Annotated in this window: 19 protein-coding genes; 8 read left to right on the plus strand and 11 right to left on the minus strand. The window is 71.8% G+C overall.

Annotated features, from left to right (window positions below; genetic code table 11):
* Window positions 1–2: 2 nt before the first annotated feature.
* From QOM21_RS13680 to QOM21_RS13690, 3 genes are all read right to left on the minus strand, one after another.
* Window positions 3–1,427: a CpaE family protein gene (locus tag QOM21_RS13680; protein WP_407550173.1), complete on the minus strand. Its 1,425-nt coding sequence runs from the start codon at window positions 1,425–1,427 to the stop codon at window positions 3–5.
* A 13-nt stretch (window positions 1,428–1,440) separates the two neighbouring features.
* Window positions 1,441–2,157, minus strand: coding sequence for a Flp pilus assembly protein CpaB (gene cpaB / locus QOM21_RS13685; RefSeq protein ID WP_407550174.1), 717 nt, complete (start codon window positions 2,155–2,157; stop codon window positions 1,441–1,443).
* 96 nt (window positions 2,158–2,253) lie between these two features.
* Window positions 2,254–3,513, minus strand: coding sequence for a hypothetical protein (locus tag QOM21_RS13690; protein WP_407550175.1), 1,260 nt, complete (start codon window positions 3,511–3,513; stop codon window positions 2,254–2,256).
* Between the two features lie 334 nt (window positions 3,514–3,847).
* Between QOM21_RS13690 and QOM21_RS13695 the strand changes: the two genes are divergently transcribed.
* A complete protein-coding gene (locus QOM21_RS13695; RefSeq protein ID WP_407550176.1) occupies window positions 3,848–4,897 on the plus strand; it encodes a chitinase in 1,050 nt (349 codons plus the stop codon).
* 100 nt (window positions 4,898–4,997) lie between these two features.
* Here the strand turns inward: QOM21_RS13695 and QOM21_RS13700 are convergent, their stop codons facing one another.
* The gene (locus QOM21_RS13700; RefSeq protein ID WP_407550177.1) at window positions 4,998–5,930 is read right to left on the minus strand and encodes a trypsin-like peptidase domain-containing protein; all 933 of its coding nucleotides are present in this window, start codon (window positions 5,928–5,930) and stop codon (window positions 4,998–5,000) included.
* Window positions 5,931–6,191: 261 nt separating this feature from the next.
* Between QOM21_RS13700 and QOM21_RS13705 the strand changes: the two genes are divergently transcribed.
* Window positions 6,192–7,583 carry a M14 family metallopeptidase gene (locus QOM21_RS13705; RefSeq protein ID WP_407550178.1) on the plus strand — a complete coding sequence of 464 codons (1,392 nt, stop codon included), beginning with the start codon at window positions 6,192–6,194 and terminating at the stop codon, window positions 7,581–7,583.
* A gap of 69 nt (window positions 7,584–7,652) precedes the next feature.
* Here the strand turns inward: QOM21_RS13705 and QOM21_RS13710 are convergent, their stop codons facing one another.
* The 4 genes from QOM21_RS13710 to QOM21_RS13725 all read right to left on the minus strand — a co-directional run bounded on the left by QOM21_RS13710 (window position 7,653) and on the right by QOM21_RS13725 (window position 11,560).
* Window positions 7,653–9,125, minus strand: a complete 1,473-nt coding sequence (locus tag QOM21_RS13710) for a GntP family permease (protein WP_407550179.1) — start codon at window positions 9,123–9,125, stop codon at window positions 7,653–7,655.
* Between the two features lie 143 nt (window positions 9,126–9,268).
* On the minus strand, window positions 9,269–9,679 hold the full coding sequence (locus QOM21_RS13715) for a RidA family protein (protein WP_393896282.1): 411 nt from the start codon (window positions 9,677–9,679) through the stop codon (window positions 9,269–9,271).
* A 5-nt stretch (window positions 9,680–9,684) separates the two neighbouring features.
* A complete protein-coding gene (locus tag QOM21_RS13720) occupies window positions 9,685–10,464 on the minus strand; it encodes an IclR family transcriptional regulator (protein WP_393896281.1) in 780 nt (259 codons plus the stop codon).
* A 73-nt stretch (window positions 10,465–10,537) separates the two neighbouring features.
* Window positions 10,538–11,560, minus strand: a complete 1,023-nt coding sequence (locus tag QOM21_RS13725; protein ID WP_407555663.1) for a sugar kinase — start codon at window positions 11,558–11,560, stop codon at window positions 10,538–10,540.
* Between the two features lie 301 nt (window positions 11,561–11,861).
* On the opposite strand from QOM21_RS13725, the gene QOM21_RS13730 reads away from it, so the two are divergent.
* Complete coding sequence (locus QOM21_RS13730) at window positions 11,862–13,151, plus strand: amino acid deaminase (RefSeq protein ID WP_407550180.1); 1,290 nt, start codon at window positions 11,862–11,864, stop codon at window positions 13,149–13,151.
* Window positions 13,152–13,286: 135 nt separating this feature from the next.
* On the plus strand, window positions 13,287–14,909 hold the full coding sequence (locus QOM21_RS13735; RefSeq protein WP_407550181.1) for an amidohydrolase family protein: 1,623 nt from the start codon (window positions 13,287–13,289) through the stop codon (window positions 14,907–14,909).
* Here QOM21_RS13735 and QOM21_RS13740 read toward each other — a convergent pair.
* Window positions 14,906–17,236, minus strand: a complete 2,331-nt coding sequence (locus QOM21_RS13740) for a P-loop NTPase fold protein (protein WP_407550182.1) — start codon at window positions 17,234–17,236, stop codon at window positions 14,906–14,908. The two genes, QOM21_RS13735 and QOM21_RS13740, sit on opposite strands and share 4 nt — an antisense overlap.
* 357 nt (window positions 17,237–17,593) lie before the next feature.
* On the opposite strand from QOM21_RS13740, the gene QOM21_RS13745 reads away from it, so the two are divergent.
* Window positions 17,594–18,805: a pyridoxal phosphate-dependent aminotransferase gene (locus QOM21_RS13745; RefSeq protein WP_407550183.1), complete on the plus strand. Its 1,212-nt coding sequence runs from the start codon at window positions 17,594–17,596 to the stop codon at window positions 18,803–18,805.
* Between the two features lie 86 nt (window positions 18,806–18,891).
* Window positions 18,892–19,320, plus strand: a complete 429-nt coding sequence (locus QOM21_RS13750; protein ID WP_407550184.1) for a hypothetical protein — start codon at window positions 18,892–18,894, stop codon at window positions 19,318–19,320.
* Between the two features lie 74 nt (window positions 19,321–19,394).
* Here the strand turns inward: QOM21_RS13750 and QOM21_RS13755 are convergent, their stop codons facing one another.
* A complete protein-coding gene (locus QOM21_RS13755) occupies window positions 19,395–21,263 on the minus strand; it encodes a phosphoenolpyruvate carboxykinase (GTP) (protein WP_407550185.1) in 1,869 nt (622 codons plus the stop codon).
* Between the two features lie 245 nt (window positions 21,264–21,508).
* On the opposite strand from QOM21_RS13755, the gene trhA reads away from it, so the two are divergent.
* Window positions 21,509–22,234, plus strand: coding sequence for a PAQR family membrane homeostasis protein TrhA (trhA, locus tag QOM21_RS13760; RefSeq protein WP_407550186.1), 726 nt, complete (start codon window positions 21,509–21,511; stop codon window positions 22,232–22,234).
* Between the two features lie 421 nt (window positions 22,235–22,655).
* Window positions 22,656–23,282 carry a TetR family transcriptional regulator gene (locus tag QOM21_RS13765; protein WP_407550187.1) on the plus strand — a complete coding sequence of 209 codons (627 nt, stop codon included), beginning with the start codon at window positions 22,656–22,658 and terminating at the stop codon, window positions 23,280–23,282.
* Window positions 23,283–23,398: 116 nt separating this feature from the next.
* Here the strand turns inward: QOM21_RS13765 and QOM21_RS13770 are convergent, their stop codons facing one another.
* Window positions 23,399–25,447, minus strand: coding sequence for a thioredoxin domain-containing protein (locus QOM21_RS13770; protein ID WP_407550188.1), 2,049 nt, complete (start codon window positions 25,445–25,447; stop codon window positions 23,399–23,401).
* Window positions 25,448–25,679: the final 232 nt, after the last annotated feature.

Here is a 25,679-nt window from a genome sequence, read left to right on the forward strand (position 1 = left end):
GCTCAGCCCTCCTCGTACGGACCGGCCGGGTCGAACGGCCCCGCGCTCCGGGCCGACGACGGGCTGCGCCGCGCGCCGAACCGCGCCCGGGGGCCTGCCGCGGGCCCCGGGACGGCGCCACCGGCCGGCTGCGTCCCCGCCGGTGCCCCCGCGGTGATGGCCTTGCGCTTGCCGCGCCCGGTCAGCGACGTCCGCGCCCGGTGACTGCCGCGCCCCTGCCGCACGGCCGGCGACTCGACCAGGCCCAGTTCGCCGGCGAGCGCCCACAATGCCTGCTTGACCGTGGACCTGCCGTCGAGATCCTGCATCCGGCCGGCGTCGACGCAGGGCTGGAGCTCCTTGAAGGCGGCGGGGACGGCGGTCCTGGCCACCTGGGTGCCGGTGGCCCTGGCGACCAGCGGCGGCTGGATCTCGGTATTGCGGGTGAGGCGGTTGACGACGGTGGTGGTGTCCTCGGCCTTGCGGATCTGGAGCCGGTCCCACAGCCGCACCTGCCGTTTGGCGGCCCGCACGGACACCACGTCCGGAGTGGTCACCAGCAGCGCCACATCGGCGAGTTCGACGGCCGCGGCACTGGCGGACTGCATCTGGGCGCCGCAGTCGACGACCACCACTTCGTAGCGGGAGCGCAGGGCCGTGACGATCTGGCGGGCGGCCCGGTCGTCGACCTCCTCGCCGCGTTCGCCCTCCTCCGGGGCGAGGAGCAGCCCCAGCCCGGTGTGGTGGTCGTGCACCGCGTCCTGGAGGACCCGCACCGAGATGTCCTCGATGCCCGCCAGGTCGACGACGGAGCGGCGGAACTGGACGTCCAGATAGGAGGCGACATCGCCGGACTGGAGGTCCATGTCCACCAGCGCGACGCTGCGGCCCGCGGCCCGCGCGGCCAGGGCCAGCTGGACGGCGGCGACGGTGGTGCCGACCCCGCCCTTGGCTCCGGTCACGGTCACCAGCGTGCCGCTCGGCCCGGCGGTCGCCTCCTGGCCGCCCCCGAGGTGCACCCGCACACCGGCCGACCACTGGGCGGCAGCCTGCACCCGGCCCGCCAACTCCTCGTAGGTGAAGGGCAGTCCGACGATGCCCCGGGCGCCGGCGTCCATCGCCGCGGAGAACAGGGCCGGGCCTGCGTCGGTGGTGATCAGCACGACGCCGACGGACGGGAAGCGCAGGGCCACCTCCCGGATCAGCTCCAGGGCAGGGACCGGCCCGATCCGTTCGTGGACGAGGACGACTTCGGGGAGCCCTTCGACGGCGGCCGGGGAACCGGCGGGCGGCGCATCGGAGGCCGCCGCCCCGGCCAGCGCGGCGAGCAGAGCGGTGGAGTCGCCGACGACGGGGAGGGGAGCGGCGTCCGGCAGCCGGCCGAGCAGTTCGCTCACGGCTCGCGTGGCGTCGGGTTCGCCGACTGCCGGAAGGATACGGATGGTCACCTGGGCCTCCGGTTCACTTGTCGCCGTCGAGGGTGTAGGTGCGCTCGCCGGGTGGGATGGTGGCGTCGCTGTCGGGTGCGAGCAGCGCGAGGCGTACGTGGGAGGCGAAGGACTCCGCGTACGCGACGCGTTGGGCGTCCCGGGTGTCCAGGGCGAAGGTGATCGGTACCGCCTCGCCCGCCTGGCGGGTGCCGGCGGTCTGCCCCGGGTCGGTGGCTTCCAGAGGCGTGAGCTTGCCGACGTCGATGACCTGGGCCCCGGCGACGATGACCTTGGAGACCGGCTTGTCCTCGGGGCGCTTGCCCTCGAAGGTGGCGTAGATGTTCACCCGCGCACCGGGGTTGATCTTTCCGGCCACACCGGTGGCCGCGTCGATCATGATGGCGATCTCCTGCTGCCCGGACTTCAGCGCCGGGCGCTCGACGACCATGTCGTCCTGCAGCAGCGACCCCTTCTTCAGCGGGGTCACCGCTATCTTGCCGCTGACCTGGTCGAGGTCGGTCACGGCGGTGGACGGCAGCCATCGCTTCGGCATGCTCACCTTCTCGAACTGCCCCGGATCCAGCGGTTTATAGGCCGCGACATCCGTCTTCAGCCGGTACGCCGTCGTCTCCGGCCCGACCTTGGACTCGACGTTCCTGATCACCGACAGCACGCCGAGAAACGCGCCGATCGCGCAGAGGACCGACACGAGCAGCAGGATCACTCCGCGGCGCTGGCGAGAGTTCATGGGGAAGGGACCTCGATCGGGACGAACGGCAGGGGCGGCGGTGTCGGCGGGGCAGGTCGGCGGGCGCCACGGGAGTGGAGGGCCGGTCGGCGGGGGTCAGCGCACGTGGGCCACCGTCCGCGGGCTCGCTGCGGCGTCCGGCCCGTCGGGGAATCCGGGACCGCCGGGCAGGCCGGGGCCGGTGGTGAAACCGGGGGCTCCGGTGGAGTAGGGCACTCCGGTGCCCGGCTGATACGGGCCTCCCGTCACCTCCGGCCCCCGTACGTCCAGCCGTCCTGGCTCGCCGCCCGCGCCGCGACCGCCGGGCACCCCGGCCGGCGCGACGGGTGACAGCCCGCGCTGCCGCAGCGGGGAGGGAGGCGTGGCGGCCGGGGGCGGCTCCGAAGCAGGCGGTGCGGCGGCAGTTGACGGTGTGACGGGAGTGGGGGCTGCCACGGAGGCGGTCGGTGCGGCGGAAGCGCCCGCCGCCGGGCCCGCTATGGCCGCCGGCGCCCCGGCGCCCCGCCCGCGCGCGCCTCCCGCGGACCCCGCTCCCCGCAGCGGCGCCGCGCAGAACGCGCAGTGGTCGCCGATCAGTTCCACGCCGCACCACCGGCAGGGCTCACGGCGTACGGACGCGACCAGCTGGTAGAGGACCGACAGGTCGGGGATGGCGGCGGCGAATTCGATCAGCTTCTGGGTGCCCCACCAGCGCGGGGACTCGGCGGGCAGCCGGTCCTCGTGGACGCCCTGCACCTGCCAGGCGGGGGCGAGCACCCCGCCCACCCATTCCGCGGCGAGCCGACCGCGGGCGACGGTGAGCCGGGTGGGGTAGCCCGGTGCGGGCAGTCCCGGGTCGGCGCTGTGCCGGTCGATGTGCAGCAGCTGCGGCTCCGGATGGGCGAGCACCGCGAAGTGGGAGCCCGGCAGCCAGGACTTCATGTGGGAGCGGACGTCCACCTCGACGCGGTCCAGGCCGCCGATGCTGCCCAGCAGGGCGCCGGCGTGCACGTAGTGGGACAGCAGCCGCGCCGCGCAGGCCAGTACGCCGGGGCTGAGGTCGGAGAGGGACAACTGCCGCAGCTGACGGGCGAGTACGGCGACACCCAGCGGGGGCAGGGGCAGCGGCAGGATGGCGATCCGGTCGCTCTCCAGGACCGCGCGCAGGGTGTGCAGACGGCGGATGTGCTCCGGCGGGCAGGCGGAGGAGTAGAGGACGATGAGCTGTCCGTGGTGCTCCAGCACGGCACTGGTCTCCGTCAGTGCGTCGTCCAGCGACTGGAGTTGGGGTGCCTGGATGACGACGGCGGCCGGGGTCTGCCGGTCGATGGCGGGCAGCGCGAGGTCAGGGCTGGTGACTGCAATCGCGGTCGGCACGTCGCTCCCCCACTCCTTCCGGCCTCCGGGGGCCCCGGGACCGCGGATCGGCACAGCTCTGCGCCATCGGCGCCATACGCTCAGCACTTTATCCACGAGATACGCCCCAAGAGAACACGTTCTGGGCTACTCGTCATGGCCGTTCTCCCGCCGGGAATGGGCGTATACCCCCGGGGAAACCGCGCATACCGCCGGGGCACCCGCGCGGGAACGTCAGGTTCCGCCAAGAGTCTTGACAGGATCAATGGTCTGGACCACGTTGTACCGCAGCACAGGGGCCCCTGAGCGCGCATCCGCACCACTCGCCCAACTCCCCCCCCACACGGAGGCAGTCGTGGTTCGCGCACGATCAGGAAAAGTGAAGAGAAGGCTGCTCGCGGGGCTCGCCGCCGCGGCGTTCACCTCGGCCGGCCTCATGGCCGCCGGCACCGCCCAGGCGTCCGGGGAACACCGGGCCGCCCCCGCATCGGACACCGCCGCGGACACCCGCGCGGACGCCGCCGCGGTGCCGAAGCACGCGGTCACCGGCTACTGGCAGAACTTCGACAACGGCGCCACCGTCCAGAAGCTCAAGGACGTCGACGACGCCTACGACATCATCGCCGTCTCCTTCGCCGAGGCCACCGCCGAGCCCGGCGCCCTCACCTTCACCCTCGACCCGGCCGTCGGCTACGGCTCCGTCGACGACTTCAAGGCGGACATCAAGGCGAAGCAGGCGGCCGGCAAGTCGGTGGTCCTGTCCGTCGGCGGCGAGAAGGGCGCGGTGTCCGTCAGCGACGACGCCTCCGCCAAGAACTTCGCCGACTCCCTGAACGGCCTGATGGACACCTACGGCTTCGACGGCGTCGACATCGACCTGGAGAACGGCCTCAACTCGACGTACATGACGCAGGCGCTGAAGGCGGTGCACGCCGCGCACGGCGATCTCGTGGTGACGATGGCCCCGCAGACCATCGACATGCAGTCGCCGCAGAACGAGTACTTCAAGACGGCACTCGGCATCAAGGACTTCCTGACGGTCGTCAACATGCAGTACTACAACAGCGGTTCGATGCTCGGCTGCGACGGCAAGGTCTACGCCCAGGGCTCGGTGGACTTCCTGACCGCGCTCGCCTGCATCCAGTTGGAGGGCGGCCTCGACCCGTCCCAGGTCGGCATCGGCGTGCCGGCCTCCTCCAGCGCGGCGGGTGGCGGCCATGTCGCCCCCTCCGTGGTCAACGCGGCGCTGGACTGCCTGACCCAGGGCAGCAACTGCGGCTCGTTCAAGCCGTCCAAGACCTACCCGGGTCTGCGGGGTGCGATGACCTGGTCGACGAACTGGGACGCCGCGAACGGCAACGCCTTCGCCACCCAGGTCGGCGCGCACGTGCACGGGCTGCCGTAGCGCCGGGCCGCCGGACGCACCCCCGATCGCCACCCCCCACCGCCAGGTCCCGTGCACGACACGCACGGGACCTGGCGTCCTGTTCAGGGTGCGAGCCGGTTCAGCGGCGGGCCGCCGACGGCTTGGGCAGGGCACAGCCTTCCTTGCCCAGGTCCAGCTTGTTGCCGACGCCGAAGCACTTCGGTATGCCGTAGGTCTGCTGCGCGTAGTTGATGCCCTGGTGGACGGTCACCTCGCCGTTCTCGTCCACCTCGCAGGGGTTGTTGACGGTGCACTCCGCGCCGTCCTCGTTGCCCGTGTTGTTGATGGCCGCGACCTTGCCGCTGGCGGTGTCGATCACCGGCGAGCCGGACGTCCCACCGATCGTTTTGCACTCCGGGGTGTACCGGACCGAGTCCTTCCAGGTCCACTCGCCTTCCTTGAGGGTGTGGGCGAACCCGTCTACGGAGCAGGAGTAGATCTTCTTCCAGTAGCCGGAGACCACGCTGATGGCGGCGCCCTGCGCGGGGTGCTCGGTGGCCAGTTCCAGGGGCTTGATGCCGTACCGCTGCTCGATCTGCGCGTAGGTCGAGCCGGTCTCGTACAGCGACACATCGGTGTCGGTCATCGTGGCGTACGCGATCTTGGTGGCCTTGATCGTGCCCACCGCGCTCGCGGACGCGCTGAGCAGGGTGAAGCTGCGGGTGGACGGCTGGTCGACGATGACTTCGCCCGCCCCCGGCATACCGCTTTCGAGGCAGTGGCCGTTGGACATCACCAGTGCCGGGTCGTTCGCCTGGGAGTCGGGCATCCGCACCACGGAGCCCGAGCAGTTGCTCAGCGCGACCGTGCCCGCGAAGTTCACCGCCTTGGGCCTCGGCTTCTGCCGCGCCTCGGCCGCGGCCGGGTGCAGGGCCGTGGCCACCGTCGGGTCCACGCCGGGCCGCGCCGCCTTGCCGGGGTGGGGGGCCGCGCCGGCTGTACCGGCGGTGCCCATCAGGACTGCGGCTCCCAGTACGGCCGTGGCCAGGGTGCCGACGAGAGGTCGATTCATGTGGGGTCCTCTCAGCATGCGTCACCGAGGGACACCACACCTGGGCGCCCCTCGGTTTGTCGTGCGCATTGTCCGCGCGCGGCACGCACGAGGCAATGAACTTGCCTGAATCCACGGCAAGTTGGCGGAACGTGGGCATCTCGCGGCCCCTGCGCCGACGCACGCCGCACGGCCACATCTGGCCGCCGAACGCCTTGACCCGGCCATGCCAAGGGCCAACACTGGCGCGGTCGCTTCGCCTCACACCCCACAGGAGACCGCATGCGACCACGCCTCCGCGGCGGACGTATCACCGTCCTCGCCGCACTCCTCTCCCTCGCCCTCGCCGCGCCGATGGCCGACGGGGCCCAGGACTCCCCGCACACCGACCCCGCGGCCGCCGGCCTTCCTCTCGGTGCGGCGGAGGAGGAAATCCCGCACCAGTACGAGGTGACCGCACCCGGCACCGGGGAGCGCCCGCAAGCACCCGGCAAGCGGGACGCCCGGGGCATCGCCAACGCGCTCGCCACGACCGGCGCCGCCGTGGACGAGGTGCACGCGCACGCCGTCGTCATCACCGCGGACCGCGCCCAGGCCGCCGCCGTGCGCCAACTCGGCTACCGGCTGAAGAAGTTGCCCGACCCGCCGGGCGTCACCGCGGGCCCGTCCGCCGGCCGCGTCAAGGACTTCCCCTCCGGCTATGCGAACTACCACAACTACGCGGAGGCGACGAAGGAGATCGACGGGCTCGTCGCCAAGTACCCGGACCTGCTGAGCAAGCAGGTCATCGGCACCTCCCACGAGGGCCGCGACATCCTCGCGCTCAAGCTCAGCCGCAACGTCGCCGAGGACGAGGACGAGCCGGAGGTGCTCTTCACCGCGCACCAGCACGCCCGCGAGCACCTCACCGTCGAGATGGCGCTGTACCTGCTGGGCGAGTTCACGTCCAAGTACGGCACCGACCCCCGGATCACCAAGGTGCTGGACTCCCGCGAGATCTGGATCGTCCCGGACCTCAACCCGGACGGCGGGGAGTACGACATCGCCACCGGCTCGTTCCGCAGCTGGCGCAAGAACCGCCAGCCCAACGCCGGGGCCGGCAGCGTCGGTACGGACCTCAACCGCAACTGGGACTTCAAGTGGGGCTGCTGCGGCGGCTCGTCCGGCAGCCCGTCCTCCGAGACCTACCGCGGCCCGTCCGCCGCGTCGGCCCCCGAGGTCAAGGTCGTCGCGGACTTCGTCCGCGGCCGCAACGTCGGCGGCAGCCAGCAGATCAAGGCCGCCATCGACTTCCACACCTACAGCGAGCTGGTCCTGTGGCCCTTCGGCTACACCGACGACGACACCGGGCCCGGCATGACGCAGGACGACCACGACGCGTACGCCGCCATCGGTACGGCCATGGCCGAGAGCAACGGCTACACGCCCGAGCAGTCCAGCGACCTCTACATCACCGACGGCTCGATCGACGACTGGCTGTGGGGCGACCAGAAGGTCTTCGCGTACACCTTCGAGATGTACCCGGCCTCCGGCAACGGCGGGTTCTACCCGCGTGACTCGGTGATCCCGAAGGAGACCGCCCGCAACCGTGAGGCGGTGCTGCAACTGCTGGAGACCGCGGACTGCGTGTACCGCGCGATCGGCAAGGAAGAGCAGTACTGCAAGAAGAGCTGACCGGCAGCCGAGCGCCCCGGCCCCCGCTGCGGGGACCGGGGCGCCGGTGTGACACGGGCGGCCTGTTCGCTAGACGACCAGGCTGACCAGCGCCGCCACCACGAACCCGGCGACCGAGAGCACCGACTCCAGCACGGTCCAGGACTTCAGGGTGTCGCGCTCGGAGATGCCGAAGTACTTCGACACCATCCAGAACCCGCCGTCGTTCACGTGCGAGGCGAAGATCGAACCGGCCGAGATCGCCATGATGATCAGCGCCAGGTGGGCCTGCGACATGCCCTGCCCCTCGACGAGCGGGAGCACGATGCCGGCCGTGGTGACGATGGCGACCGTGGCCGAGCCCTGGGCGACGCGCAGCACCAGCGAGAGCAGGTACGCCAGGACGATCACGGGCAGACCGACGTCGTGGAAGGTGTCGGACAGCGCGGTGGCGACGCCGCTGCCCTTCAGCACGGCGCCGAAGATGCCGCCGGCACCGACCACCAGCAGGATGTTGCCGACCGGCTTGAGCGAGGCGGTGGAGACCCGCTCCAGGGACTGCCGGGACCAGCCGCGCCGGGTGCCCAGCAGGTAGTACGACATCAGCAGGGCGATCGTCAGGGCGACGAAGGGGTGCCCGAAGAACTCGATGACCGAGCGGAGGGTGGAGGGCTCCAGGGCGATGGAGGAGAAGGTCGCCAGGAGGATGAGGATCAGCGGGGTGCCGATGATCGTCAGCACGGTGCCGAGCGGCGCCGGCTTCTCGTGCGGCACGACGCCGGTGGCCTTCTGCTCCGCGGCGACGGCCGCGCGGGCCTCGTCGGCCGCCTCGACCATGTCCTGCGGGACCTCGACGAAGATGCGCTTGCCGATCCAGGCGGCGTACGCCCAGGCCGCGAGCACCGCGGGGATGCCGCAGATGAGGCCCATCAGGATGACCCAGCCGAGGTCGACCTTGAAGAGTCCGGCGGCGGCGACCGGGCCCGGGTGCGGCGGCAGGAAGGCGTGCGTCATCGACAGGCCCGCGAGCAGCGGCATGCAGTAGAGCAGGATCGACTTGCCCGAGCGCTTGGCGGCGGCGTAGACGATCGGCGCGAGGACGAAGATGCCGACGTCGAAGAAGACCGGGATGCCGAAGATCAGGCCGGTCAGGCCCATCGCGAGCGGGGCGCGCTTCTCGCCGAACAGCCGCAGCAGCCGGCTCGACAGCATCTCCGCGCCCCCGGAGACCTCCAGGATCGCGCCGAGCATGGTGCCCAGACCGATGATGATGGCGACGTGGCCGAGGATGCCGCCCATGCCGGTCTCGATCATCGAGACGACGTCGGACTTCTGGACGGTGCCGAAGAGTTCGGTGACCGACAGGCCGGCGCTCAGACCGACCGCGATGGAGACACCGAGCAGAGCCACGAACGGCTGCAGCCGGACCTTGATGATGAGGAACAGCAGCAGAACGATGCCGAGGGCGGCGACCGTCAGCAGGCCCGCGGTGCCCGGTATCAGGGCGAGCAGGCCACCGGTGTGCGGTGGTGGCGGGGCGGGGGCCGCGGCAGCAAGGTACATGGGGTGACTCCGTTGTCAGGCAGGTGTTTTCCAGGCAGGGGGGACCGCGGCAGGGCGCCCCGTCGGTACGGGGCGCCGCGCCGTGCGGCGGTTGTTTCGGGTGCGGTGGTGCTAACGGCAGGCCGGGCAAGGGGTTCGGTGCCTCAGCTCAGGACCGCGAGGGCGTCGATCTCGATGAGCAGGCCCTTGGGCAGCCCGACGTAGACCGTGGTGCGGGCGGAGGGCGCCTCCTTGAGGCCCTCGGCCTCGAAGTAGGCGTTGTAGATCTCGTTCATCTCGGCGAAGTGGTCGACGTCGGTGAGGTAGACGCGCATCATCATCACGTCGTCCCAGGTCGCGCCGCCCTCTTCGAGGATGGCCTTGACGTTCGCGAAGGTCTGCAGGGTCTGCTCGCGCAGCGTGGGCCCGGCCGGGGTGGGGGCCTGGCCCTCGACGGCCGGGAGGAATCCGACCTGGCCGGCGACCTGAAGGATGTTGCCCTTCTTGACGCCGTGCGAGAACTTCGCCGGCGGGGTCGTGTGGGTGGCCGGGGTGAGTGCGGTCTTCTCGGTCATGTGGTTCAGGCTTCCTTTACGGGGCCGGCTGTGGGCTGGGGAATTGCGGTTCCGGAGTACTCCCGGCTGATGGTGTCGGCGGTGCGCCGTACCAGCGGGAGCAGGGTGAGGAGTTCATCGGCGGTGACGACGACATTCGGCGCGGAGACCGACATGGCGGCGACCAGGCGTCCGTCCGCACCGCGGATCGGTGCCCCGATGCAGTTGATGGACTCCTCGTGGCCACCGAGGTCGGTGGCCCATCCCTGTTCGCGGACCTTGGCCAGTTCGGCCAGGAAGGCCGTGGCGTGGGGCGTCGAACGGGACGTGTAGAGGGGGTAGTCGAGCTTTTCCGCGAGGGCGCGGCGCTCGGCTTCCGGCAGGTCGGCGAGGAGCAGCTTGGCCACCGCGGCGACGGTTATCGCGACCGGCTTGCCGATCCGTGAGTACATCCGGACCGGGTAGCGGCTCTCGACCTTGTCGATGTAGAGGACCTCGTTCTCCTCGTAGACCGCGAGGTGGACGGTGTGTCCGCATTTCTCGTTGAGGGCGAGGAGGTGCGGGTGGGCGATCTCGCGCACGTCGAGGTTCTCGACGGCTTCCTGGGCCAGGGCGAAGAGCCGCGCGCCCAGGCGGTAGCGCTGGTCGGGCTGGCGGTAGACCATGCCGTGCTCGTGGAGCGTACGCAAGAGGCGCAGTGCGGTGGATTTGTGGACGCCGAGCCGGACCGAGACCTGTTCGAGGTTGGCCGGTCCTTCCGCGAGCAGCGGAAGGATGCTCAGCGCGCGATCGACTGTCTGACTCATGACCGAACCTCGCTCCGCCCGCCCCGCGGTGTCTGCGGGGCGTGCTGTGTGATGGCTCTCTCGCTGCGTACGTTCACTGTGCCGGTACCTCCACCCGTGCGGTGCGCAACCCCTCTGTCGTCCAACCGGGGCCGAGTCGCAGTGTGCCCCAGTCGGCGGGCGGGAGGTCCGCGAGGCGGTCGGCGAGGGCCCGGGTGGGCGGCACGCCGAGGTCGCCGGGGACGGTGAGGGAGGCGGCGGCCATCAGGTGGCCGTGCCGGATCCGGGCGAAGACGGGCAGTTCCCTGAGGGTGGCGGAGAGGAACCCGGCGGCGAAGGCATCGCCGGCGCCGACCGGGGCGACGACGTCCACGGCCAGGGCGGGGGCGTAGGTGACGGCGTCCGTTCCGTCCGGCTGCCGGGTGTGGACGGTGGCGCCCTGCGAGCCCTGCTTGACGACGAGCGTCGCGGGCTCGGGGAGGGCCGCGCGGATCGCGTCGGGGCCGTGCAGATCCCAGGCCGCCTCGGCCTCGTCCTCGCCGACGAAGACGAGGTCGCAGCCGCGGGCGAGTTCGAGCAGGATCTCCGGGCCCTGGACGGGGTCGCGCCAGAGTCCGACGCGGTAGTTGACGTCGAAGGAGACGAGGGGGCGGCCCGGGGTGCGCCGGGTGAGGGTGCGCAGCACGTCGAGGCAGCTGTCGGAGAGAGCCGCGGTGATGCCGGTGAGGTGCAGGATGCGCGTGTCGTGCAGGGCGCGCCCGTCGAGGAGGCCGGGGCTCATGGCGGAGGCCGCGGACCCGGCGCGGTAGTAGAGAACCTCGGCGCGGTCGGACGTCTCTCCGTCCACGCCGGTGGCGCGCTCGCCGGCGGTGCGGAAGTAGATGCCGGTGGGGCGCAGCGGGTCGCGCTGGACGGCGGCGACGTCGACGCCGCAGTCGGCGATGGCCCCGACGAGGTGGTCGCCGAAGCCGTCGGCGCCGACGCGGGAGATCCAGCGGGCGGAGTGGCCGGTGCGGGCCAGCGCGCAGGCGACGTTGGACTCGGCACCGCCGATGGCGCGGTCGAAGGACGGTACGTCGGCGAGCCGCCCCGGGCGAGTGGGCAGGAAGGTGACCATGGACTCGCCGAGACAGACGACGTCGACGTCCGGGCCGACGGTGTCGCTGACGTTCGAGGACCTGGTCACGATCGGTTGCGCTCCTTCGCTGTGCCTGGGGCGGGCCGGCGAACGGAGCCGGTCCGTCGCCCTGCCCGAGGGGCTTGCGGGCGGTCCGCCGGACCGGTCTGCCGGCGTTGTGCCCTCTGCTTTCTCGCAGGTTTCTCACCATTGACCCGGTGATGGCTCGGATGTTAGACAGCTGTAAGCGATATGCGCAATGGGTGTTGCAGAGGATGCAACAAGATATTGAGGAGGCCCCATGGCCGGCGAGCGGCTCGCGAAGGGACTCAGGGAACTCGCGGAGGAACGCGTCGACCACCGCTTCAAGGCGCTCCCCCCGGACGCCGAGGGCAAGACCGTCGGCGAGCTGGCCGCCGAGCGCAGGAACCTCTTCCACGACGGCTTCACCACGCCCGTCCTCGCCCTCTCCGCCGAGTCGGTCGAGCACAATCTGGCCCTCATGGAGACGTACGCCACCCGGCACGGACTGGCCTTCGCCCCGCACGGCAAGACCTCCATGGCGCCGCAGCTCTTCGCCCGCCAGCTGGAGCGCGGCGCCTGGGGCATCACCGCCGCCGTCCCCACCCAGGTCCGGGTCTACCGCGCCTACGGCATCCAGCGGATCTTCCTGGCCAACGAGCTCGTCGACGCGGCCGCGCTGCGCTGGCTCTCCCACGAGCTGGACGCCGACCCGGACTTCCGCTTCATCGCCTACGTCGACTCACTGCGCGGCATCGAGCTGATGGACGCCGCCCTGCGCGAGGCCGGCGCCTCCCGTCCCGTGGACGTCGTCATCGAGCTGGGCGCCGGTGAGGGCGCCAGGACCGGTGTGCGCACCGAGACCGAATGCTTCGAACTCGCCGACGCCATCGCCGGCGTGGACACCCTGCGCCTGGTCGGCGTCGCCGGCTACGAGGGCGAGGTGCCGGACGCGACGACCGAGCGGGTCGGCGCCTGGCTGCGCCGGCTGGTGGCACTGGCCGTGGAGTTCGACAAGGCCGGCCGGTTCGCCGATCTCGACCAGATCGTCGTCAGCGCGGGCGGCAGCGCCTGGTTCGACGCGGTCGCCGAGGTCTTCGACGAGATCCCCGAACTGTCCGCCCCGGCACTGAAGCTGCTGCGTTCGGGCGCGTACGTCTCGCACGACGACGGCCACTACCGGCATGTGACCCCGTTCAACCGGGTCCCGGAGGAAGGCACCCTGCAGCCCGCCTTCCGCCTCTGGGCACAGGTCGTCTCCCGCCCCACCCCGCAGCAGGCGTTCCTCAACGCCGGCAAGCGCGACGCGGCCTACGACCTGCACCTGCCCAAGGCCCAGGTCGTACGCTCCGGCCGGGACGGCACGCTGCGGGCGGCGGACGGGATCACCGTCACCGGCCTGTCCGACCAGCACGCGTGGGTCGCCACCGAGCACGCCGGCGACCTGGAGGTCGGCGACTGGGTCGGCCTGGGCCTCTCGCACCCCTGCACGTCCTTCGACAAGTGGCAGCTGATCCCGGTGGTCGAGCAGGACGGCACGGTCACCGACTACGTGCGCACCTTCTTCTGACCCCGGCCCCGCCCGGGGCCCGGAACGGGCCCCGGGCGAGGGCGTGCGGGTGCCGCCCCGCCGGCGGCACCCGCACGGCCGGGAGAGCCCCGAGAACACCCGAACAAGCCCGAGAGCCCGAGAAAGGCCCCACCCATGGACACCGTGCTCCGCGACGTACGCGTCATCGACGGGTCCGGCGGTCCGTCCTACCGCGCCGATGTGGCCCTGGCCGACGGCCGGATCGCCGAGATCCACCGCGAGACGGACAGCGGCCCCCGCCCCACCGCGGCCCGCACGGTGGAGGGCCACGGCCTCGCCCTCTCCCCCGGCTTCATCGACATGCACGCGCACAGCGACCTCGCGCTGCTCCGCGACCCGGGCCACGAGGCGAAGGCCGCCCAGGGCGTCACCCTCGAAGTCATCGGCCAGGACGGCCTGTCGTACGCGCCGGTCGACGACCGCACGCTCGCCGAGGTCCGCGCCCAGATCACCGGCTGGAACGGCGGCGGCCCCGGCAGCACCGACATCGACTTCAGCTGGCGCACCGTCGGGGAGTACCTCGACCGCCTCGACCACGGCTTCGACGGCAACGGCATCGCCGTCAACGCCGCCTACCTCATCCCGCAGGGCACCGTCCGGATGCTCACCATGGGCTGGGACGACCGGGACGCCACCGCCGACGAGGTCGCGCGGATGAAGCAACTCGTCGCCGAGGGAATGGAGCAGGGCGCCGTCGGACTCTCCTCGGGCCTGACGTACACGCCGGGCATGTACGCCTCGGACGCCGAACTGACCGAACTGTGCCGGGTGGTGGCCCGCTACGAGGGCTACTACTGCCCGCACCACCGCTCCTACGGCGCGGGCGCCCTGCAGGCGTACGAGGAAATGGTCGACCTCACGCGGGAGGCCGGCTGCAAACTGCATCTGGCGCACGCCACCATGAACTTCGGTGTCAACGAGGGCCGCGCCCCGGAGCTGCTGACCCTGCTGGACCGGGCGCTGGACGGCGGCGCGGACATCACCCTGGACACCTACCCCTACACCCCCGGCTGCACGACGCTGGTCGCCATGCTGCCGAGCTGGGCGAGCGAGGGCGGCCCGGGGGCGATCCTGGCCCGCCTCCGGGACGACGCCACCGCGGAACGCCTCCGGCACGTCATGGAGGTGGAGGGCGCGGACGGCTGCCACGGCGTACCGATCGAGTGGGACAGGATCGAGATCTCCGGCGTCAGCGACCCGGCGCTGTCCGGCTACGTCGGCCGGACCGTGGCCCGCAGCGCGGCGGAACGCGGCGAGGAGCCCTGGGTCACCGCCCGCCGGATCCTGATCGAGGACCGGCTCGGCTCGACCATCCTCCAGCACGTCGGCCACGAGGAGAACGTCCGGCAGATCATGCGGCACCGCGTGCACACCGGCGGCAGCGACGGCATCCTCCAGGGCGACAAGCCGCACCCGCGCGCCTACGGCACCTTCCCCCAGTACCTCGGCAAGTACGTCCGCGAGGAGGGCGTGCTCGCCCTGGAGGAGTGCGTCGCGCACCTCACCTCGCGCCCCGCGGCCCGCCTGCGACTGCCCGACCGCGGCCTGGTCCGCGAGGGCTACCGCGCCGACCTGGTCCTCTTCGACCCGGACACGGTCGCCGCCGAGTCGACCTTCGAGGTCCCACGGGCCCTGCCGACCGGCATCCCGCACGTCCTGATCGACGGCCGCTTCGTGATGGCGGACGGCAAGCGGACGGACGTGCTCGCGGGGCGTTCGGTGCGGCGTACGGCCTAAGCCGTGTCCGAAGCCGGGTCGGCGGCCGGCTCGGGCACCGGGTCGGCGGCCGGCTCGGCCGCCCACGGGCTGGGCGGCGGGGCGACCGGGCCGGTGGGGACGCGGGCGTGCTCCTGGAGGACGGCCAGCACCAGGTCGTGCAGCGCCTGCTCGTTGTTGGTGAGCCCGGCCCCGAGCGCCGCCGCCCGCTCCTCCCGTTCCGGGCTCCGCCGGATGGTGTAGAAGATCACCGGCCCGTCGTAGACACCCTCCTCCTTCAGCCGTTCCACCATCGCGAAGCCCGCGGACCGGTCCCGGCCCCTGCTGATGTCCGAGATCAGCAGGTCGGGCTTGCGGTGCCGGATGGCGGTGGCGGCGGCGGTGCTCCTCGTCTCGTGCCGCACCTGCACCCCGAGGGTCTCCAGCACCTCGCGCGCCGCGGCCTTGCGCTCCGGCTGGTCGTCGACCCACAGGACGTCCAACGGCGGCCTGGCGTACGCGGCCTGCGCACCGTAGCCGGGCTGCTGGTATCCGGGCGGTGCGGCGTATCCGGCCTGCTGCCCCTGCGTGTACCACCCCGTCGACTGGTATCCGCCCTGCGGTTCGTACTGCTGCGGGGCCAGATCCTGCAAGGGCGGGGGCAGCTGCCGGTAGGACGCCGGCTCGGGGTACTGCTGCGCGGGCGGAGAGCCGTACCCGGCCGGAGCCTGCTGCCCGGCCGGCTGCGGCTGGGCCTGCCCGGCCGGCGGAGTCGGCAGGGACACCCACCCCGGGCCGTCCCCCGGCCAGGCGAGCGGCGGGCCGAACCCCATGCCGGAGCCGTCCGGGTGCGGCAGCGGCAGGCCGCGCCACAGCGGCTCCCACTCCCTCGACATGCGGGTGGGCTCGCCGGCGGAGCCCAGCGGGCCCTCGCGCAGCCGGTAGAGCAGCCGGTCCGCGTCGGGGCGCGCGGTCAGCTCGTCGACGAGTGAGGTGAACGCCGGGTTGACCACCAGGTCCGGGAACTCATTGGGCAGTTGACGCTCCAGTGCCGCGAGTGCCACCTCTCCGGCGGCATCGAGCAGTTCCGGCAGCCCCATGTCGTAGGAGGCGAGGAAGTCCCGCGCCGCCGCCAGCTCCTCGGCGGACACCGCGCCCGCCGGCGCGAGCAGCGTCCGGCGGACGTCGCGGTAGCGGCGGAATTCGGACACCACATCGCCGTCGATGGTGCCGGACGGACCGGTCATCATCCGGTAGAAGTCGGGATAGAAGTACTGGAGCAGCAGGGTCCTGATCACCGCGCCGGGCCCGAAGTCCCGCCAGACCGGGTTCAGGGTGGCCTCCAGCACGAAGCCGTTCATCAGGCGCTTGATGCGCCGGGGGTTGCGGCCCGAGCGCTGGGCCAGGAGGTCCACCAGCGCGTCGTCGAGCAGCGGCTCCACGCCCGCCGTCCGCGCGCACCAGCGGATGTAGTCCTTGACGCCGGGGCCGTCGGCGGCCGGGATCCGGTAGCTGGTCTGGAAGATCTTCTCCATGAACGCGGAACCGGCGGGCGAGAGGTCGCGCAGCAGCCCGTTCGGCCCCATCGCCGACCTGTCGCAGCCGACGACGAACGCCAGCCCCGGCACGTCCAGATAGACCTTGACCGCCTCGCAGACCGCCAGGACCGTCTCCTCCGAGCAGCGGTCGAGATCGTCGATGAAGACCACCAGCAGCCGACGCGGCCGGAAGTCGTCGGTCTCGGCCCACTCCTGCACCAGGTCACCGATCGCGCCGCGCATCTCGTTGCGGGCCTGGGAGTTGACCGACAGGCTCTTCCACAGCTCGTCGACCAGGCCCGCCACACCGAGCGGGCCCGCGGCGACGGTCATCAGCGCGCGCAGCACCCGCAGCAGGGCCCGCCGCTCGGACACCCGCTGCAGGCCGCGTCGCAGCACCCGCCGGTCGAACCGCATCAGGACGGACTTGATCAGCCCTTCCAGCGCGTCGGCGCCGGTCGAGGTCCAGGCGTTGTACCAGACGGTGTGCACCTCGGGCGCGTGCGCCAGCTCGGCGTCGACCAGCCGCATCAGGCTGCTCTTGCCCATGCCCCAGCCGGCGTCGACGGCGAGGGTGAAAGGGGTGGAGGCGCGGGAGGCGACAAGCAGCCCGGCGAGCTGGCGGGCCGCCCGGCCGGCGCCGAGCAGGTCCTCGCCGGGGTCGGCCACCGGCTCGTCGTTGAGCAGGGCGAACGGCCCGTGCGGGGAAGCGGGCGGCGGCGCCGAGCGGGGTAACCCGGTGGGCTCGAAGACGCCGGTCGGAGCCGGCGTCGGCATCGGCGTCCGCGCGGCGGCCGGTCCGGGTCCGGCCCCCAGGGGAGGAGTGGCCATCGTTGCCCCCGATGTGGTCGGCTCGTCGTCGGTGGTGCCCGGGTGCGGCCCCCGGCCCGGGCGCTCCGGCTCCGGCTCCGTTTCGGCTCCGGCTCCGGCTCCGGCTCCGGCTCCGGCTCCGGCTCCGGCTCCGGCTCCGGCTGGATCTTGACCGCCCGGTCGCCCGGAGCGTACCGCCGCGGCGCTCCCGCCCGCCCGGCTCCCACGAAATCCGTGCACCGCGCGGCGCCCGCACGGACTCCCGCGCCCCGCGGGGCGCCCGCTGGTCACGTGGCGTGAGGAACCGCACACCATGCGCCGACCAGGGTGGGGAAAAACACCGAGCGGCCTGCGAAGGGCGGCCGTAAGGTGGCGGACATGCAGGTGATCCAGTCAACGAAGCTCGCCAACGTCTGCTACGAAATCCGTGGCCCGGTGCTCGAGGAGGCCATGCGGCTGGAGGCGGCGGGTCATCGCATCCTCAAGCTGAACACCGGCAACCCGGCGGCGTTCGGCTTCGAGTGCCCGCCCGAGATCCTGGAGGACATCCTCCGCTCGGTCGGCACCGCCCACGGCTACGGCGACGCCAAGGGCCTGCTCTCGGCCCGCCGGGCGGTCATGCAGCACTACCAGACCAGGGGCATCGACCTCTCGGTCGACGACATCTACCTCGGCAACGGCGTCTCCGAGCTGATCCAGATGTCGATGCAGGCACTGCTGGACGACGGCGACGAGGTGCTCGTACCGGCCCCCGACTATCCGCTGTGGACGGCCTCGGTGTCGCTCTCCGGCGGTACGGCCGTGCACTACCGCTGCGACGAGCAGGCGGACTGGATGCCGGACCTCGCCGACATCGAGCGCAAGGTCACCGACCGCACCAAGGCCATCGTCGTCATCAACCCCAACAACCCCACGGGCGCGGTGTACGACGACAGCCTGCTGGAGGGCATCGCGGAGATCGCCCGCCGCCACAACCTGATCGTCTGCGCCGACGAGATCTACGACAAGATCCTCTACGACGGCGTCACGCACACCCCGTTCGCCTCGCTCGCCCCGGACCTGCTGACCCTGACCTTCAACGGGCTCTCCAAGTCCTACCGGGTCGCCGGCTACCGCAGCGGCTGGCTGGCGGTCTGCGGCCCCAAGGCGCACGCCACCTCGTACATCGAGGGTCTGACGATCCTGGCCAACATGCGGCTGTGCGCCAACATGCCGGCTCAGCACGCCGTCGCCACCGCCCTCGGCGGACGGCAGTCGATCAACGACCTCGTCCTGCCCGGCGGGCGCCTGCTGGAGCAGCGCGACGCCGCCTACGAGCTGCTCACCGGCATTCCCGGGATCACCTGCGTCAAGCCCAAGGGCGCGCTGTACGCCTTCCCGCGGCTCGACCCCAAGGTCTACAAGGTCAAGGACGACCGGCAGATGGTCCTCGACCTGCTGCGGGCCGAGAAGATCATGATCGTGCACGGCACCGGCTTCAACTGGCCGGAGCCCGATCACTTCCGCCTGGTGACCCTCCCCAACAAGGACGACCTGACCGACGCCGTCACCCGGATCGGCTCCTTCCTCGACGGTTACGGACAGTACTGAGGCGGAGCAATTTTCTGTACGGCCCATAACTTTAGACAGCGTCTAAGCTAGGATGGCCTCCTAGACTTTCTTCAGGAGGCCGTCCCATGTACGAACCGATCCGCAACAAGTCGGTCCACAGCATGGCCGGTGACCCGGACTTCCCGCACCGCTCCCGCGAGGAGGAGCTGGACATCCGGCTGGCCGGACATCTGACCGCGCTGCTCACCGTCACCGACGAACTGCACGCGCTGGCCCCGCGCGCCGGCGGCGCACTCGACGCCGCCGAGCTGACCGCGGCCGCCGACCGCATCGTCGAGCAGGTCGCCCGTCTCAGCGGCGGGCACCACCCGCTGCGCGCCGAGCCTTCCGGCGGCGATCCGTCCCGCATCCCGGCGCTGCACCAGCGCGCCCGCATGCTCGCGGGGAACGCCCTGTCGGTTGCCACCTCCCGGCACGACGCCGCGGCGATGGCCCTGACGGCCGAGCGCCTGGAGGCGCACACCACGGCGCTGCCGGATCTCGCCACCGCCTGACAGCGAGCCCGGCAAACGCGCCGGGGCCCCGCACCAAGTGCGAGGCCCCGGACGGATGTTGAGCGATGCGGTGACTAGCCGAGGCGCTGGACCAGCGCGCGGTACTCGTCCCACAGCTCCTTCGGCGTGTGGTCACCGAAGGTGTTGAGGTGCTCGGGGATCAGCGCCGCCTCCTCGCGCCACACGTCCTTGTCGACGGTGAGCAGGAAGTCCAGGTCGGCCTCTTCCAGATCGAGGCCGTCGGTGTCCAGCGAGCCCTTCGCCGGGAGCACGCCGATGGGCGTCTCGACACCCTCGGCCGTGCCCTCCAGCCGCTCGACGATCCACTTGAGCACCCGGCTGTTCTCGCCGAAGCCCGGCCACACGAAGCGGCCCTTGTCGTCCTTGCGGAACCAGTTGACGTAGTAGATCTTCGGCAGCCGGTCCCCGGCGCCCGCCCGCGCGGCATCCTGCCCGACCTTGACCCAGTGACCCATGTAGTCGCCCATGTTGTAGCCGCAGAACGGCAGCATGGCGAACGGGTCGCGGCGCAGCTCGCCGACCTTGCCCTCGGCCGCGGCGGTCTTCTCACTGGCGACGTTGGCGCCGAGGAAGACGCCGTGCTGCCAGGTGAGCGACTCGGTCACGAGCGGCACCGCGCTGGCGCGGCGGCCGCCGAAGAGGATCGCCGAGATCGGCACGCCCTTGGGGTCCTCCCACTCGGGCGCGATGATCGGGCACTGGCCGGCCGGGACGGTGAAGCGGGCGTTGGGGTGGGCCGCCGGCGTCTCGGACGCCGGGGTCCACTCGTTGCCCTTCCAGTCCGTGAGGTGGGCGGGCAGCTCTTCGGTCATGCCCTCCCACCAGACGTCGCCGTCGTCGGTGAGCGCGACGTTGGTGAAGACGGAGTTGCCCCACAGCGTCTTCATGGCATTGGCGTTGGTGTGCTCGCCGGTGCCGGGCGCGACGCCGAAGAAGCCGGCCTCGGGGTTGATGGCGTAGAGGCGGCCGTCCTCACCGAAGCGCATCCAGGCGATGTCGTCGCCGATGGTCTCGACCGTCCAGCCGGAGATCGTGGGCTCCAGCATCGCGAGGTTGGTCTTGCCACAGGCGCTCGGGAAGGCGGCGGCGACGTACTTGGCCTCACCCTGCGGCGGGGTGAGCTTGAGGATCAGCATGTGCTCGGCGAGCCAGCCCTCGTCACGCGCCATGACGGAGGCGATGCGCAGCGCGTAGCACTTCTTGCCGAGCAGGGCGTTGCCGCCGTAGCCGGAGCCGAAGGACCAGATCTCGCGGGCCTCGGGGAAGTGCGAGATGTACTTGGTGGAGTTGCACGGCCACGGAACATCGGCCTCGCCCTCGGCCAGCGGCGCGCCGAGGGTGTGCACCGCCTTGACGAAGAAGCCGTCCTCGCCGAGTTCGTCGAGGACCGGCTGCCCCATGCGCGTCATGGTGCGCATCGAGACGGCGACGTACGCGGAGTCGGTGATCTCCACGCCGATGGCGGACAGGTCGGAGCCGAGCGGGCCCATGCAGAACGGGACGACGTACATCGTCCGGCCGCGCATCGAGCCGCGGAAGACGCCCTGCTCACCGGTGAAGATCTCCCGCATCTCGGCGGGGGCCTTCCAGTGGTTGGTCGGGCCGGCGTCCTCCTCCTTCTCGGAGCAGATGAAGGTGCGGTCCTCGACCCGCGCGACGTCGGTGGGGTCGGAGGCGGCGTAGTACGAGTTGGGTCGCTTGATCGGGTCGAGCTTCTTGAACGTGCCCTTGTCGACGAGCTCTTCGGCCAGCCGCTCGTACTCCGACTCCGAGCCGTCGCACCAGACGACCCGGTCGGGCCGGGTGATCGCTGCGATCTCGTCGACCCAGGCGATGAGGCCCTGGTGACGGGTCGGGAGGGAGGCGCCCCCGGCGGGTTTGTCGGAGGGCTGGGCTGAGGGAGCCGCGTTGTCGCGCGCCACGATCGCTCCTAGATGAGGGGTATGGACGGATTGCTGCCCGGATTGCCCCGGGATGGATCCGCTGATCTTGAAATGTCTGCCCCTTGGGGGCCGCGACCCGGATGCTTCGTGACCGCTCATCCGGTGCCGACCGCACTCATTTGATCATCCGACCCTGAGCGAGTTCTGTCCAGAGGGCGCTTTCGTGACCGTCACCACTTCAGGACGAATCCGTAACTTACGGTGGCGTAGATAGCATTGCCGCCATGACTTCCGCGCCCGACGCCACCGAGAGCCACTCTTCCCGCGTGCCTCACACGGCAGAAGCGGTCGCCGCAGTCGCCGCGGCCGCCGCGCCGCTCAAACCGAAACTGCGCGGCTGGCTGCACGCCGGAATGTTCCCCGCGGTGCTGCTCGCCGGCATCGTCCTCACCGCACTCGCCGACAGCACCCGCGGCCGCCTGGCCTGCGCCGTCTTCGCGCTCAGCGCGTGCCTGCTCTTCGGCACCAGCGCCCTCTATCACCGCGGCAACTGGGGCCCGCGGGCCGACGGCGTGCTGCGCCGCCTCGACCACGCCAACATCTTCCTGATCATCGCGGGCACCTATACGCCGCTCACGGTGCTCCTCGTGCCCGGCACCCGCGGCCAGACGCTGCTGTGGTCGGTCTGGGGCGCCGCACTGGGCGGCATCCTCTTCCGCGTCTTCTGGGTCGGCGCACCACGCTGGCTCTACACCCCCTGCTACATCGCCATGGGCTGGGCCGCCGTCTTCTTCCTCCCCGACTTCCTGCACGCGGGCGGAGTCGCCGTCCTCGTCCTCGTCATCGTCGGCGGGCTGCTCTACAGCGCCGGTGGCGTGATCTACGGAATCAAGCGCCCCAATCCCTCACCGCAGTGGTTCGGCTTCCACGAGGTCTTCCACTCCCTGACGCTGGCGGCCTTCGTGGTCCACTACGTCGGCATCTCCCTGGTGGCGTATTCGCGCAGCTGAGCCCGCCCGCCTCCGGGCCGGCTCCCCTCTCCCGCGCCACCGTGGCCGCGGCCTCATGGCGGCGGCCACGCGCCGTACCCAGGCCACCGGGACGTCCGGCACCACGGCGAAATCCCGACCAACGGCGCCGAACGCGCAGCCCCCGCCACCCCACACGGCGGCGAGCAGGAAACCCACAAGAACCCCAGGTCGCACACCGACCCCCACCCTTATGTTCACCGTGCGTGACCGACCACTCGCCACAGCGTGACACACGCCACTGACAAGCCGGGTTTCGTGGACGGGCCGGAGACGGGCAGTGCGGGAGCGCGATCACCGGACCGGCAGGAGAGGGGGCGGCGACCGCGGTACCACCGCACGCGCCGCGCACCGCCCCGCAGGCCGAGGAACAGTCGCGGCGCCCTCACCGAGAATGACGTCCATGGTCCCCGCCCGCGCCTTCGCCACCACCCCGTCCGGCACCCCGAAACCCGGGCTGCGCGAACGCAAGAAGATCAAGACCCGCCGGGCGATCCGCCGGGCCGCCTACCGGCTCTTCGAGGAGCTGGGGTACGAAGCGACCCCCGTCGGCCGGATCGCCGAGGCAGCGGACGTCTCACTCAGCACGTTCTTCCGGTACTTCCCCACCAAGGAGGACATCGTGCTGACGGACGAGTACGACGCGCTGCTGGAGGCCGGCATCCGCGCCCGCCCGCACGACGAGCCGGTGGTCGACTCGCTCCGGCACGGCGCCCTCGCCGCGTTGCGCGAGCTCGCCGGCCAGGACCGCACCGACCTCCGCCGGCGCGGCCGCCTGATCCGCGACGTCCCGGCGATCCGCGGCCGCACGGCGGAGATGACCGCCCGGGACACCGCGACGATCAGCGCCATCCTGGCCGAGCGCACCGGCCGCCCGGCCGATGACCTGCACCTGCGCGTCATCGGCGCGGCCGCGGTCGCGGGCCTTCAGGAGGCGCTGCTGCACTGGGCCGAGGACGGCTGCACCACCCGCCTGGAAGACCTGATCCACCAGACGATGGACGTCCTGGCTCGCGGACTGACCGTGTGAGGCCCGGCGGGACGGGCTCCGGGGGGGCCACCCGCCCGGGAGCGTCACGCCGACCGAATCACCACCCACGGGAGCGGCGCGGAGAACCGCGCGCCCCACCAGGTGACCCGCGCCCCTTACGGCCGCAGTCGCTCCGCCAGTTCCGCCGGGTCGGTCGTGGGCCGCTCACAGGTGAAGCGGCGGCACACGTAGGCGGCCGGCTGCCCGTCCACCAGGGGCCGCTCCATCAGGAGCGGTACCTGGCCGGCGTCGTCCGAGCCGGGTTCGCCGAGGGCGACGACCGCACCGGGGGCGGTGCCCAGCAGGGCGGCGCGGTGCAGCGCGGCGGTGGCCGGGTCGCCGGGCGCGCCGACGACGGCGACCTCCCGCGGCCCGTCCAGCGCCGCCTCGCCGACGGCCAGTCCCCAGCCGATGAACCGGGGGGCGCGGGCACTGAGCGCCGTGACGATTCCCAGGGCCCGCTCCGCGGCATCCCGGTGGAGGGAGCTGCCGGTCAGGGCGGCGTACGACAGCAGGGCGCCGGCCGCCGCCGTCCAGCCGGAGGGCGTGGCGTTGTCGGTCGGGTCCTGCGGGCGGCGGATCAGTGCCTCGGCGTCGGCGGCGGTGTCGTAGAGCGCACCGTCCTCGGCGGTGAACTGGACGAGCACGGTGTCCAGGAAGAAGCCGGCGAAGTCCACCCAGACGCCCTCCCCGGTGACCGAGGCCAGCGCCAGGAAGCCCTCGGCGACGTTCGCGTAGTCCTCCAGGACACCGGAGTTGGCGCCGGGCGTGCCGTCACGGGAGGTGCGGTGCAGCCGGGCCTGCCAGTCCATGTGGACCCGGACCAGCAGGTCGGCCGCGTCGGTGGCCGCCTGGATCAGGTCCGGGCGGTCGAAGTAGGCGCCGGTCTCGGCGAGCGCGGCGATGGCCAGCCCGTTCCAGGAGGCGACGATCTTGTCGTCCCGGCCCGGCCGCTCCCGCTCCTCCCGCGCCGCCAGCAGCCGGCGCCTGACCGACAGCAGCCGCTCGTCGTCCACCGGGTCATCGGTCGCGGGGAGTTGGAGGACGGAGGCGCCCTCCTCGAAGGTGCCCTCCTCGGTGACGCCGAACGCCTCGGCGGCGAACTCCGCGTCCTTGTCACCGAGCACCGCGCGCAGCTGCTCCGGCGTCCAGACGTAGTAGGCGCCCTCGACGTGCTTGCCGGTGCCGTCGTCGCTGTCCGCGTCGAGCGCGGAGGCGAAGCCGCCCTGCGCCGTACGCAGCTCGCGGACCATGAAATCGGCGGTCTCGATCGCCACGCGGCGGGCGAGGTCCGAGCCGTCGGCCCGCCAGAGGTGGGCGTAGGTCCGGCACAGCAGGGCGTTGTCGTAGAGCATCTTCTCGAAGTGCGGAACGGTCCACGTCGCGTCCACGGCGTAGCGGGCGAAGCCGCCGCCGAGCTGGTCGTAGATGCCGCCGCGGGCCATGGCCTCGCCGGTGGCCTGCACCATTTCCAGGGCCGCCGCGGAACCGGTCCGTGCGTGGTGGCGGAGCAGGAATTCCAGCGCCATGGACGGCGGGAACTTGGGCGCGCCGCCGAATCCGCCGCGGGTCGCGTCGAATTCGCGGGTCAGGCCCATCAAGGCGGCGTGCAGGTCCTCCGGGGCCGGCGTCCGCTGATCGCCCGCGGGCAGCGTCGCCGACAGCGAACGCCCCGCCAGATCGGCCACGATCCGGGCGGCGACCTCGCCGACCTCCTCGCGGCGGTCGGCCCACGCGCTGCGCACGCCCTCCAGGACCTGCGCGAAGGAGGGCATGCCATGGCGGGGCTCGGGCGGGAAGTACGTACCGAAGTAGAACGGCTCTGCGTCGGGGGTGAGGAAGACGGTCATGGGCCAGCCGCCCTGGCCGGTCGCGGCCTGAACGGCCTCCATGTAGACGGCGTCGACGTCCGGCCGCTCCTCGCGGTCGACCTTGACGGACACGAAGTGCTCGTTGAGCAGGGCGGCGGTGGCCGCGTCCTCGAAGCTCTCGTGGGCCATGACATGGCACCAGTGGCAGGAGCTGTAGCCGACGCTGAGCAGCACCGGCACACCGCGCCGCCGCGCCTCCTCGAACGCGTCGGTGGACCACGGCCACCAGTCGACCGGGTTGTCGGCGTGCTGGAGCAGATACGGGGACGTCTCATGGGCCAGGCGGTTCGGCATACGGCCATCCTCTCCCAACCGGGGTCCCGGAGTCGGGAGCGGAGGGAGTTATCCACAGCCCTGCCGTAATTCGCGTGGACGGGGAACACTGTGCGTACGGCGGCGATCACCGCCGGGGCGTGGCCGCGGGCCTGCGGCGACCTTCCGGAGCGGGTCGGGCCGTGCACGACCACCGGGGGTCAGCGGGAGCACGCTGAGGTCCAAAGACCGCTGGAACTGCTGAATTGCCGGA

The sequence above is a fragment of the Streptomyces sp. Pv4-95 genome, assembly GCF_045782725.1.
Classification (GTDB): domain Bacteria; phylum Actinomycetota; class Actinomycetes; order Streptomycetales; family Streptomycetaceae; genus Streptomyces.

Excerpts from the sequence above, each read along its gene's own strand:
- QOM21_RS13735 (WP_407550181.1), top strand. The coding sequence starts at position 13,287 with ATGGACACCGTGCTCCGCGACGTACGCGTCATCGACGGGTCCGGCGGT.
- QOM21_RS13730 (WP_407550180.1), top strand. The coding sequence starts at position 11,862 with ATGGCCGGCGAGCGGCTCGCGAAGGGACTCAGGGAACTCGCGGAGGAA.
- QOM21_RS13765 (WP_407550187.1), top strand. The coding sequence starts at position 22,656 with ATGGTCCCCGCCCGCGCCTTCGCCACCACCCCGTCCGGCACCCCGAAA.
- QOM21_RS13725 (WP_407555663.1), bottom strand. The coding sequence starts at position 11,560 with ATGGTCACCTTCCTGCCCACTCGCCCGGGGCGGCTCGCCGACGTACCG.
- QOM21_RS13745 (WP_407550183.1), top strand. The coding sequence starts at position 17,594 with ATGCAGGTGATCCAGTCAACGAAGCTCGCCAACGTCTGCTACGAAATC.
- QOM21_RS13700 (WP_407550177.1), bottom strand. The coding sequence starts at position 5,930 with ATGAATCGACCTCTCGTCGGCACCCTGGCCACGGCCGTACTGGGAGCC.
- QOM21_RS13770 (WP_407550188.1), bottom strand. The coding sequence starts at position 25,447 with ATGCCGAACCGCCTGGCCCATGAGACGTCCCCGTATCTGCTCCAGCAC.
- trhA (WP_407550186.1), top strand. The coding sequence starts at position 21,509 with ATGACTTCCGCGCCCGACGCCACCGAGAGCCACTCTTCCCGCGTGCCT.
- QOM21_RS13740 (WP_407550182.1), bottom strand. The coding sequence starts at position 17,236 with ATGGCCACTCCTCCCCTGGGGGCCGGACCCGGACCGGCCGCCGCGCGG.
- QOM21_RS13750 (WP_407550184.1), top strand. The coding sequence starts at position 18,892 with ATGTACGAACCGATCCGCAACAAGTCGGTCCACAGCATGGCCGGTGAC.
- QOM21_RS13715 (WP_393896282.1), bottom strand. The coding sequence starts at position 9,679 with ATGACCGAGAAGACCGCACTCACCCCGGCCACCCACACGACCCCGCCG.
- QOM21_RS13720 (WP_393896281.1), bottom strand. The coding sequence starts at position 10,464 with ATGAGTCAGACAGTCGATCGCGCGCTGAGCATCCTTCCGCTGCTCGCG.
- QOM21_RS13710 (WP_407550179.1), bottom strand. The coding sequence starts at position 9,125 with ATGTACCTTGCTGCCGCGGCCCCCGCCCCGCCACCACCGCACACCGGT.
- cpaB (WP_407550174.1), bottom strand. The coding sequence starts at position 2,157 with ATGAACTCTCGCCAGCGCCGCGGAGTGATCCTGCTGCTCGTGTCGGTC.
- QOM21_RS13705 (WP_407550178.1), top strand. The coding sequence starts at position 6,192 with ATGCGACCACGCCTCCGCGGCGGACGTATCACCGTCCTCGCCGCACTC.